This window comes from Mesorhizobium sp. M1169 (assembly GCF_040318345.1).
GTDB lineage: Bacteria > Pseudomonadota > Alphaproteobacteria > Rhizobiales > Rhizobiaceae > Mesorhizobium.
The window spans coordinates 1-9983 of the sequence record NZ_JAMYME010000081.1; the positions used below are offsets into that span (position 1 = coordinate 1).

Consider the following 9983-nt stretch of genomic DNA (forward strand, 5'->3'; position numbering starts at 1 on the left):
CCTTGTGGTCGCGCTCATGGCTGTGAGTGGAGCGCTGATGATCTGGAACCAGCACAGCTTCGTTGTGCAGGCCTGGCGCGCGGCCGCGCCCTAACCGGCTCAGGTTGGAGAAGCTTCGCGAGGTCAGATGACGCTCGGCGTCACGGCGGCAAGAACAAGATAACGGCCGACCTTGGCGGCAGTGACCAACAAAAGGAAAACCCGAAAAGGCTCGCGCAGGACGCCCGCGACTACAGTCAGCGGATCACCGACAACCGGCAGCCAACTCAGCAGGAGCGACCATTTGCCAAAACGCCGATACCATATTTGCGCGCGGTCCAGTTGCGCTTGGTTCATCGGAAACCACCGTTGGCCCCGAAAGCGCTCGATGCCTCGCCCGAGCAGCCAGTTGATCACCGATCCAAGCACGTTGCCGACGCTTGCGACCGCGATGATTGGCCAGGGCGAATAGTCCGCAAGCAGCAGCCCGACCAGCACTGCTTCCGATTGCATCGGCAGGATCGTCGCGGCGAGCGAGGCCGCCAGGAACAAACCAGCATAGGCTGCGAGATCGGTCATTGAACCGCATATCCGCCAGTCGACCTAATGATGGTGACCTTCGGGTTCGACCATCTTGAACGGCAGCACCTGTTCGCGGTCTTTCGCGGTCAGCACCAGCCTTGCCTGGAATTCATGCGGCTCGGCCGGAGCCATCGTGCTCTCAAGCCGGTGATGGTTGTCGGCGACAGGTTCGAGGCGAAGCGTCTCCGGCCCGTTGGGCCGGTCGATGATCACCGTTGCTGTCAAATCATCGGCGTGGCGATCGATGGTCAGCCGCATCCGCTCGCCGGCCGGTGTGTCGACGATTTCTAACGTCCCCGCAGCCAGATCGCAGGCTACCTTGAAAGGCTCCGGCGCATGATGGTGAGCATGAGAGGTTTCCGCGGCCAGCCCGGCTGGGCTCACAAGGCGGACATTGGCTTCCGCCAACGCCCGCAAGTGGGCGAACAACTCCTCCTTGAGGGCTTCGGTTACGCCCAGCACGTCCTTGGCAGTCGCCATCTCCGGAACACTGATGGCCACGTCGGCATGCAGACGATGTCCGATCCAGCGCGCCTGCACGCTTTCAACGCGCCCGATGCCCGACACGTGTTCGGCGGCATGATGGATTTCGTCGATGATGGCAGGCTCGACTCCGTCGAGCATGCGGGTCAACACGGCTTTCGACGACTGCCAGACGATGGCGAAGATTGCCAGCGTGATCAGCAGTCCGACGATCGGATCGGCAAGCGGAAAGCCCAGCCAGACGCCAATAGCGCCCAGCACGACCGCCAGGCTGGTAAAGCCGTCGGTGCGGGCATGATAGCCGTCCGCGATCAGCGCAGCGCTGTTGATCTCTCGCCCGACGCGGATACGAAATACGGCGACCGCTTCATTGCCGATGAAGCCTATGAGGCCGGCGATGGCGACCCAGCCAAGAAATGCGATGGGCCGCGGATTGATCAACCGGTCGATCGCCTCGTAGCCGGCGACGATGGCACTGAAGAGGATGATAAGAACGATGACGATCCCGGCCAGATCCTCGACCCGGCCCAGTCCATAGGTGAACGTCTTGCTCGGTTTGCGGCGGGCCAGCACGAAGGCGATCCACAGCGGAATGGCAGTGACCGCGTCGCCGACATTGTGGATCGTGTCGGCCAGCAACGCCACGCTGCCGGAGAGGAACACGACCACAAGCTGGAGCGCTGCCGTGATGGCCAGAACGACGAATGACCATTTGATCGCCCAGATGCCGCGCGTCGTCGTGGCGATCGTCGGATCTATGACACCGTGTGTGTGGCCATGGCCACCATCACCGTGATCATGTCCGTGCCCCCCTAAGCCATGCGTCATCGGGCCAAACCCAAACCAATCGCGAACTTTGTCCATCATGGCGCTTCTCACAGATACTTGGTGATGTCCTTGAACTCGTCGATCGAGCGGCGCTGCTCGCGCGCCAGCGGCCCGACGACGTCTTCAAGGCAATGGTTGAGATGATCCTGGATCAGGGTCTTCTTGGCCTGCGAAATGGCCTTCTCGACAGCATGAAGCTGCTGGGCGAGATCGAGGCAGGGCCGGCCTGCTTCGATCATGTCGATCACACCCTTAAGATGTCCGCCGGCCCTTTTCAGGCGTTTGACGATATCGGGATGGGTTTCGTGGATGTGAGGTTGGCCGCTCATATCTAAATACTATCCTCCTGGAGAGGATACGCAAGTCTCAAAGAGGCCTCGATTCTGATATAGCAAAAACCATTCGTTAGGATTTTAGAGAATAATCGCCGTTCATGCCGAATCGGATCTGCAGCCCAGCCATTTGCTTCATCATCGTCTTGGCGATGACGATCGGTGTGCTGCGTTCTTTCGGCTATTCGGCCTCGCACGATCCGATCGCGCTTGCTGCCGCCGCGAACGAACGTCACAGCGGAGCCGCAGCCCAGATCGAAGATCGTCGCCACACCCACGATGACGGCGTCGCGGACGAGCAGATCCCCGGCCATTTTCACGGGCACGATGCGGCAGACCATTCGCACGAGACAGCGAGCACGCCCGCCGACTTCGCACCGACCGTTCCGCAGTTCGAACGGGGCTGGCTGAATTATTCGCCGACTTTCATCGATCCGGGCACGGCATTTCCGCTCGAGCGACCGCCCAGACCATTCCTCGCCGCATGATCGATGTCGCTCAGGCGACAAACCCTCAACGACGAAGATTGGAAATTCTATGCAAGGACCCTTCGACCGGGGCCGGCCACGCGCGCGTCGCACGTGTTGGCGACCCACCCTGCCCCTGCTTATCGCTCTCATGACCCTGCCGCTCCTGGGCGGGGCTGCCTTCGCCCACGCCGTGGCCGAGGGCGACAAGGGCTACATCCAGGAAATCTCGGGCATCAACGTGCTGCCCTTCATCTATCTCGGCGCCAAGCACATGGTGACCGGATACGACCACATTCTGTTCCTGTTCGGCGTGATCTTCTTCCTCTACCGGATGAAGCATATCGGCATCTATGTCAGCCTGTTCGCGCTCGGCCACTCCACGACGATGCTGCTTGGCGTCTATTTCAACGTCGGCATCAACAGCTACATCATCGACGCGATCATCGGCCTGTCCGTGGTCTACAAGGCGCTCGACAATATGGGCGCTTTCCAGCGATGGCTCGGCTTCCAGCCGAACACCAAGGTCGCGACGCTGGTCTTCGGATTCTTTCACGGTTTGGGCCTGTCGACGAAGATCATTGAATACAACATCTCGTCGGACGGCCTGGTGCCGAACCTTTTGGCCTTTAATGTCGGTGTCGAGATCGGACAGCTCTTGGCTCTGGGCGCCATCCTGATCGTGATGGGCTACTGGCGCCGGACACGAAGCTTCTGGCGCCACGCCTATACCACAAACGTCATCATGATGACGGCCGGTTTCCTGCTGATCGGATATCAGCTCACCGGCCTGTTCGTCGCAGCATAAGGAACCGCAATCATGTACAACACCGACCTTCCCAGCCGCGCCGATTTGCCGACTTCAGCGCAGCTCAAGCGCTCCACCTTCATTGCCGCGCTGACGGCGCTCGCCTTGCTCGTCACGGTCGTCATGCCGTCCGAGTATGCGATCGATCCGACTGGAGCAGGCAGATTGCTCGGCCTCACCAGAATGGGCGAAATCAAGACACAGTTGGCAGCCGAGGCGGCAGAGGACGAAATGGCCAGCGCGAAGGCTTCGGCCGAGCGGATGACGCAAATGGTCCCTCCGGCCGAGTTGATGGCGCGCATGGACCGAATTGAAAACCTCCTCGTTGCCCTTACCGCCGAACAGCCCGCGTCGCAGCCATCCCCAACCGGGGAGGCCGTTGCCCAAGATAATGTGACGGTTGGAGAGATTGCTCCTGCCGAGGCTCCGGCCATTGCTGCAGCGCCTGTCGCCGAAGCAACCTCGGAAGCCCCGATCCGGCCAGATGGAAGGCAAGACGAGCTATCCTTCACGTTGGCGCCAGGCCAGGGTGCCGAAGTCAAGCTCGTGATGCGGCAGGGTGCCAAGGCAAACTTTTCCTGGACAGCTGACGGTGGCGTGGTGAACTTCGAGACGCACGGCGATGGCGGCGGTCAGTCCGTCAGCTACGAAAAAGGTCGCAGCGTTCTCGCTGACGAAGGTGCCATTGAAGCCGCCTTCGACGGAAATCACGGTTGGTTCTGGCGAAATCGTGGTGACAGAGAAGTGACGCTGACGATCCGGACAGAAGGGAACTACATCGACATGAAGCGCGTGATCTAGCCCCTGGGCGCCCCCGATATAAGAACGGAAGCCGATCCGTCGGCTTCCGCAACGCCTTGCAGCGGATTGATCAGAGATGAGAGCGGTTTGATTGACGCGCCACGGGAAGTGTCGCTGACAGCCGACTGCCTGCTCACGTGTGAAGAGTCGCTAAAAACCCTTACGGCAAAGGTTCTCCAGATCCACTTTTCCTATTCCTTCGATGCCGAGCGCAGGAAGGATATCATTGTCTGCCTTGAGATCGCGACCATAAGCGGCCGAGAATATTGAAATGCCAGACTGATGGAGGACCGCTGGTTTTCCGCTGATCTTCCCCAAAAACACCGTCGGCAGCAGCCCGAACGGAACGTCCTCCAGAACATAACGGGTTTCGATAGTTGACGGGCCGAAGCCGCCGCGGCCTTGGCGATCCATCTCCTGGTTCATTTCCGAAACGGTGCCCATAGGGACGTGAAACGACAATGAAAAATGCTCTTCAACTGTGCGCACGGCAATTCCAAAACGAGCGGCGATCGCCAATCGTTCCGCGTCCAGCGCCTCGATAAGGCGGCCGACAGCCGGCGTGACATTTCCGGCCTGGCTCCACTGCTCTCGCTTCTCCATGCGTGTGAGATTAAGAAGGGCGATCCCGAGATGGTTCTGCGGATTGAGGTTGCTGAGCGCGATAGCAAGCAAACCGTCGCGCTTGACGAAACGATCTCCAAACAGGGTCGTGCAAAGTCGGAACCCTTGGTCCATCGCGTCGAACGGGAGCGTCGCAACATCGAGCTTCTGGCGAACGCTGGTGACATGGACTTCTGTTGATCCGGACTGGCGGCCGGTCACCAGCGTTGTGCCCCAGACGACGATCGGCAGGCGAACCTTGCGTTGCGCCAATTGCCTGGAGAGATACAGCGCTCCGAAGGAACTGTGAGAGCTGATGATTACCGGCGTTCCCTCCCTCAGATAAGGAACGGCAGCATCCATCACTTTCTTGTGCCCGTTAGCCGGCAGCGCGATCATCACAACGTCTGCAGCGGCAACAGCCTCTTTACAATCCTTGGCGATACGCACCGACACCGTTGCCTCGATGGCGCCCGTGGCCGTTAGCAATTCGCCGGCGGCCAGTGCCTTGGTGCGCCCTCCCGACGGCGACCAAAGCATTGGATCGTGCCCCGCCTCCGCCAGGCAGGCAGCAAGGCCGTAAGCAATTGCACCGGCCCCCAGAATACTCACCCGCATAGGATTTCTCCTGTTCCAGTCTTTATGGGTCGCAGCGCGGCGAACGCTGCCGACGACGCTCTGTGGGCTCCGAATTCTTCCGACGGTGCGGCGAATCACCGGGGCGTCTCCGGCCATGTTTCATTTCCGCCTTGACACATATCAAATATGCATGAGACGATCTTACTCATACACAATGCGCATGTAGGCGTAAATGGAAACACGAGATCTCCAGGCCTTTCTTGCCGTTGCCGCCAACGGCAGCATCACCAAGGCGGCTGAGATGCTCGGGTGTTCCCAGCCTTCGGTGACACGCACCATTCAGGACCTCGAGGCAGAACTCGGCTTCGAATTGCTGCACCGGGTCGGTCGCCGGGTGCAGCTGTCTGAAGAAGGCGCCGCCTTCGAGGAGGAGGCGCGGCGATTGCTGATGTCCTTCACCGAACTTGCCGCGCGGGCCAAGATGATCGCCGCCGGCCGGGGGCGAATCCTGCAGATTGTTACCACCTCCGCGATCGGTACTGGCTTAATCCCGACGGCCATGGCCGAACTCAACGGTGTCGAACTTCCGCACGAGACGCATCTGGGGCAGTTTCTCCCCTCGATCGTCGCCCAGGAGGTACGCAGCGGACGTGCCGAGATCGGGTTTTCGAGCCTGCCGCTCGATACGCCCGGTCTGGATGTCCTGCGGCTCTATTCGGCACCTGATGTTGCTGCCGTGCGGGAGGATGATCCGCTGGCTGAACTTGACGTCATACCGCTTTCCGCCTTTGCCGGTCGCCGCGTCGCCACACTGCTCAACCCCCTGCGTTTCCAGTTGCATGTCTCCAAGGCTTTGGCGGCCAGGGGCATCGATACAGGGCCAGTGATCCGGACGAATACTGCATATGGCGCGTTACAGATCGTGCGTCAGACTGGTGCGGCGGCCGTCATCGATCCCCTCACCGCTTATGGCGTCGCCCTGCCCGATGTCGTCATCCGCCCGATCGACGCAACCGTTCTCTTTTATTGGGGCGTTATCGCTGCCGAAAAACGTCCGCTTCGTCCAGTCGCGCAGGCGTTGATGGATGCGGTCGAGGCGGTGGCTGAACGGTCGATCGTCGGCTTCAAGAAACTAGATCCGACCCTCGCTGGCCAATTGGTGAGCGATCCTGCATCCGGCACAAATCACGGAACAGGAATATGAAGCATACCCCCGCCGCGCCAACGCCGATAGGTCTTGCTGCGCTCGAAGCACAGCTTGCACAGGATCTCGAGTTTCTCGAGCTGCCGGCCAAACCTTGGGTTCCGACGCGCACGGAGAATGGCGTCCCGGTCCGTGACGTCGTCGTCATTGGCGCCGGCATGTGCGGACTTGCTGCCACGGCAAAGTTGGTGCTGACCGGGATAACCAATGTCGTGGCCTATGATGCGGCTCCGGCCGGGCTCGAGGGACCATGGGTAACGTTTGCCCGCATGCAAACACTCCGGTCACCGAAGACTCTCAACGGCCCGTCGCTTGGCCTGCCGCAATTGACGTTCCGCGCCTGGTTCACGGCGCAATGGGGCGTTGAGGCCTGGCGGTCGCTGGACAAAATCCCCAAGGGCCAGTGGATGGACTACCTGGTCTGGTACCGCAAGGTTCTCGGCCTGCCGGTGCGCAACAGTGTGCGCATGACCGGACTGGCACCCGTTGGAGATCTGATTGCGATCGATATCGAGGGCGCGGAGACTGGCCAGGTCCTCACCCGTCGTCTCGTTCTGGCCACCGGTCGGTCCGGTTTGGGCGGTTTTGCCGTGCCCGATTTCCTCAGCGGCGTCGATCGCGCCTATTGGGGCCATTCTGCCGACGACATCGACTTCGACACGCTGAAAGGCAAGCGTGTGGCGGTGATCGGCGCTGGCGCCTCTTCCATGGACAATGCCGCAACGGCGCTCGAGGCGGGAGCCGGCTCTGTTGACATGTTGATCCGGCGCAAGGAAATGCCGCGCATCAACAAGCTGACCGGCATCGGCAGCCCGGGTGTTGTACTCGGCATGCATCACTTGCCGGATGGCTGGAAGTGGAAGTTCTTCGACTACACCGCCTCCACCCAGACGCCGCCGCCGCGTTCATCGACGCTTCGCGTGTCTCGCCACGCGAATGCTCGGTTCTTTCTCGACTGCGGCATCGTTGCGGTAATGGAAGATCCGGGAGGCCTGCTGATCGAAACCACACAAGGGCCGATGCACTACGACTTCCTGATCGCGGCAACCGGCTTTTCAAATGACTTCAGCGGCCGACCGGAATTTGCGGCGATTGCCCCACATATCCGCACCTGGTCGGATGGCCGATATAGGCCGGAAATGGGACCGCCGCGTGCAGGCATGTCCGATGCACCGGATCTCGGTCCCGCCTTCGAGTTTCGTGAACGCATTCCCGGTTCCTGCCCGATGCTGGCACATATCCACTGCTTCAACGACGCCGCCATGCTGACGCACGGCAAGGTCTCCGGCGACATCCCGGCCGTCAGCGCCGGTGCCGACCGTCTTGTGCGCGGCATCGCATCTTCACTTTTTGCCGAGGATGTCGAAACCCACTTCGCCAATCTGATCGCCTACGACACGCCCGAACTTCTGGGCGACGAGTGGGTCGATTCAACACCCTTGTTGCACAAGGAGGCCGCACTGTGATCGACGCAATGGACAAGGCAGCGGGTCTTTCACCGGACGATGCCCTTTTCGCCGCACGGCGATTTCGGCCCGAATTCGTGCGAGGGGCAGAAGAATGTCGCCTCTCTGTGCTGCAGCCGGCGAACGATCAGGGGCTGGCGACGAATTTGCGTGTTGCTCTTGCCCGTCGCATGGCCGCCCTGAATGCCGATCCGGTCCTGGTGGCCGAATATGATGTTCAGCTGGCTCAGCTTGGTCCGACCGAGCAGCTTCTGGCCTTGGCCCACGGGGAAACGGATTTGAATGAACCCCTGGCGACCATCGTTCGTCATGTTGACCTGATCACCCTGGCGCCGAAAAAGGCTGAAGCGAGCCATATCGCTCTCCTGGAGAAGGCTGGATTGAACAATCCTCAGATCGTCGCGCTCTCCGAGCTGATCGCTTTTGTCAACTTCCAGACACGGGTGGCGACCGGCTTGCGTCTGATGAGGTCGACATGATCTCCTCGGTTCGTCTGAAGCCATTGAACTGGCATCCGTATATCGCGCCGGTCGAGCTGCCTGAGGCCTCGCCGGAACAGCTTGAAGCGATGAAGGTCACGCCATCGGCCAAGAAGGTTTCGGAATATGTGCGAACCCTTGCCCATGACCCAGAGAGCTATCTTGCGCGTACCGTTTTGTTCAACGCGATCATGTATGTCGAAGGCGGGCTCGCCCGTCCCGATCGCGAACTTGGCGCATTGGGGGCCTCGATCGTCAATGGCTGCAAATTCTGTGCCGTTGTCCACGCCCGTAGGCATGCAGAGCTGACCAAGAGCGACCAAGTGGTCACCGCACTTTACCTCGACAAACCTGAAGCGCTGGGCGCACGCGATGCGGCAATCTACAGCTTTGCCCGCCGCCTGTCGGCGGCACCGCCGGAAGCGACGGCAGACGATATCGCCGCGCTTCGATCAGTCGGCATGGATGACCGCGAGATCATCGACCTGATCCACGCCATATCGATCTTCGGCTGGGCAAACCGGCTCATGCACGTTCTCGGCCATGCGGAGAGCGGATGATGATATCGCGTGCGATCAAGGCACTCCGTCCCACACTCTGAAGGACACCAACCAGCAATGCTCGATCTCAAAGATATAAGACTGTCTTACGGAAGCACGCAGGTTCTGAACGGCGTCAATCTCTCGGTAAAGCGGGGTGACGTGGTGTCGATCATCGGCCCCAGCGGCACCGGCAAGACCACGTTGCTGAAATGCATCAACTACCTGGTTAAGCCGGCATCGGGAACCATCGCGTTCGACCAGATTCAGATGGATTACAGGCGCGCCGACAAGGCAGCCATCCAGGCGATCCGGCTCCGGACAGCGATGGTCTTTCAGCAATTCAACGTCTTCAAGAACATGACGGTCCTGCAGAACGTGATGGATCCCCTGGTCGTCGTGCAGCGCAAGTCCGCAGACGAGGCGCGGGAGATCGCCTTGCGGGAGCTCGAGCGGGTCGGCCTCACCCCGAAGCGAGATAGCTATCCCTCCCAACTGTCGGGCGGCCAGCTCCAGCGCACCGGCATCGCGCGCGCCTTGGCGGTTCGCCCCGACGTGATACTCTTCGACGAACCGACATCATCGCTGGATCCCGAACTGGTCGGTGAAGTCCTGAAGGTGATCAAGGACGTCACGTCGTCCGGCATCACCTCGCTGCTTGTGACCCACGAGATGCAATTCGCAAAGAACATCTCGAACCGGATCGTCTTCATGGATCGTGGCGTGGTTGCCGCCGACGGCAGTCCAACTGAGATCTTCGATGCGCCTTCCAGCCCACGACTTGCTCAATTCCTGCAGTCTGAACTCGCTTTTCAATAATCCAACAAGAAGGG

The 9983-nt window shown here is 60.4% G+C and carries 12 protein-coding genes; 8 read left to right on the top strand and 4 right to left on the bottom strand.

Translation table 11 applies throughout. From position 1 onward, the window contains the following. Positions 1–123: 123 nt before the first annotated feature. Genes NKH41_RS33285 through NKH41_RS33295 form a run of 3 tightly spaced genes read right to left on the bottom strand, consistent with a single transcriptional unit; the run spans position 124 to position 2201 of the window. Positions 124–558 carry a YqaA family protein gene (locus NKH41_RS33285; protein WP_352773719.1) on the bottom strand — a complete coding sequence of 145 codons (435 nt, stop codon included), beginning with the start codon at positions 556–558 and terminating at the stop codon, positions 124–126. Between the two features lie 24 nt (positions 559–582). Beyond that, positions 583–1911, bottom strand: coding sequence for a cation diffusion facilitator family transporter (locus NKH41_RS33290; protein WP_352935853.1), 1329 nt, complete (start codon positions 1909–1911; stop codon positions 583–585). 8 nt (positions 1912–1919) lie between these two features. Then, positions 1920–2201, bottom strand: a complete 282-nt coding sequence (locus tag NKH41_RS33295; RefSeq protein WP_352773704.1) for a metal-sensing transcriptional repressor — start codon at positions 2199–2201, stop codon at positions 1920–1922. A 104-nt stretch (positions 2202–2305) separates the two neighbouring features. Here NKH41_RS33295 and NKH41_RS33300 point away from each other — a divergent pair, with 104 nt between their 5' ends. The 3 genes from NKH41_RS33300 (at position 2306) to NKH41_RS33310 (ending at position 4280) form a co-directional block, all read left to right on the top strand. Further along, on the top strand, positions 2306–2692 hold the full coding sequence (locus NKH41_RS33300; protein WP_352779090.1) for a hypothetical protein: 387 nt from the start codon (positions 2306–2308) through the stop codon (positions 2690–2692). Positions 2693–2822: 130 nt separating this feature from the next. Then, complete coding sequence (locus NKH41_RS33305; protein WP_352935856.1) at positions 2823–3479, top strand: HupE/UreJ family protein; 657 nt, start codon at positions 2823–2825, stop codon at positions 3477–3479. A 12-nt stretch (positions 3480–3491) separates the two neighbouring features. Continuing rightward, positions 3492–4280 carry a hypothetical protein gene (locus tag NKH41_RS33310; RefSeq protein WP_352773572.1) on the top strand — a complete coding sequence of 263 codons (789 nt, stop codon included), beginning with the start codon at positions 3492–3494 and terminating at the stop codon, positions 4278–4280. Between the two features lie 150 nt (positions 4281–4430). Here the strand turns inward: NKH41_RS33310 and NKH41_RS33315 are convergent, their stop codons facing one another. Further along, on the bottom strand, positions 4431–5501 hold the full coding sequence (locus NKH41_RS33315) for an NAD/NADP octopine/nopaline dehydrogenase family protein (RefSeq protein WP_352874249.1): 1071 nt from the start codon (positions 5499–5501) through the stop codon (positions 4431–4433). A 193-nt stretch (positions 5502–5694) separates the two neighbouring features. Here NKH41_RS33315 and NKH41_RS33320 point away from each other — a divergent pair, with 193 nt between their 5' ends. From NKH41_RS33320 to NKH41_RS33340, 5 genes are read left to right on the top strand one after another with little or no spacing between them, the layout of a single operon-like run. After that, a complete protein-coding gene (locus NKH41_RS33320) occupies positions 5695–6666 on the top strand; it encodes a LysR family transcriptional regulator (protein ID WP_352773583.1) in 972 nt (323 codons plus the stop codon). Then, on the top strand, positions 6663–8132 hold the full coding sequence (locus NKH41_RS33325) for an NAD(P)-binding domain-containing protein (RefSeq protein WP_352935859.1): 1470 nt from the start codon (positions 6663–6665) through the stop codon (positions 8130–8132). Before NKH41_RS33320 ends, NKH41_RS33325 begins: the two co-directional genes overlap by 4 nt. Further along, on the top strand, positions 8129–8611 hold the full coding sequence (locus NKH41_RS33330; protein WP_352773698.1) for a CMD domain-containing protein: 483 nt from the start codon (positions 8129–8131) through the stop codon (positions 8609–8611). Before NKH41_RS33325 ends, NKH41_RS33330 begins: the two co-directional genes overlap by 4 nt. After that, positions 8608–9171, top strand: a complete 564-nt coding sequence (locus NKH41_RS33335) for a peroxidase-related enzyme (RefSeq protein WP_352874251.1) — start codon at positions 8608–8610, stop codon at positions 9169–9171. Before NKH41_RS33330 ends, NKH41_RS33335 begins: the two co-directional genes overlap by 4 nt. Positions 9172–9228: 57 nt before the next feature. Then, positions 9229–9969 (top strand): amino acid ABC transporter ATP-binding protein, encoded by a 741-nt coding sequence (locus NKH41_RS33340; protein ID WP_352935862.1) that lies wholly within the window; start codon positions 9229–9231, stop codon positions 9967–9969. Positions 9970–9983 lie beyond the last annotated feature (14 nt).

Excerpts from the sequence above, each read along its gene's own strand:
- NKH41_RS33340 (WP_352935862.1), top strand. The coding sequence starts at position 9,229 with ATGCTCGATCTCAAAGATATAAGACTGTCTTACGGAAGCACGCAGGTT.
- NKH41_RS33315 (WP_352874249.1), bottom strand. The coding sequence starts at position 5,501 with ATGCGGGTGAGTATTCTGGGGGCCGGTGCAATTGCTTACGGCCTTGCT.
- NKH41_RS33285 (WP_352773719.1), bottom strand. The coding sequence starts at position 558 with ATGACCGATCTCGCAGCCTATGCTGGTTTGTTCCTGGCGGCCTCGCTC.
- NKH41_RS33335 (WP_352874251.1), top strand. The coding sequence starts at position 8,608 with ATGATCTCCTCGGTTCGTCTGAAGCCATTGAACTGGCATCCGTATATC.
- NKH41_RS33290 (WP_352935853.1), bottom strand. The coding sequence starts at position 1,911 with ATGATGGACAAAGTTCGCGATTGGTTTGGGTTTGGCCCGATGACGCAT.
- NKH41_RS33300 (WP_352779090.1), top strand. The coding sequence starts at position 2,306 with ATGCCGAATCGGATCTGCAGCCCAGCCATTTGCTTCATCATCGTCTTG.
- NKH41_RS33320 (WP_352773583.1), top strand. The coding sequence starts at position 5,695 with ATGGAAACACGAGATCTCCAGGCCTTTCTTGCCGTTGCCGCCAACGGC.
- NKH41_RS33325 (WP_352935859.1), top strand. The coding sequence starts at position 6,663 with ATGAAGCATACCCCCGCCGCGCCAACGCCGATAGGTCTTGCTGCGCTC.
- NKH41_RS33305 (WP_352935856.1), top strand. The coding sequence starts at position 2,823 with ATGACCCTGCCGCTCCTGGGCGGGGCTGCCTTCGCCCACGCCGTGGCC.
- NKH41_RS33295 (WP_352773704.1), bottom strand. The coding sequence starts at position 2,201 with ATGAGCGGCCAACCTCACATCCACGAAACCCATCCCGATATCGTCAAA.
- NKH41_RS33310 (WP_352773572.1), top strand. The coding sequence starts at position 3,492 with ATGTACAACACCGACCTTCCCAGCCGCGCCGATTTGCCGACTTCAGCG.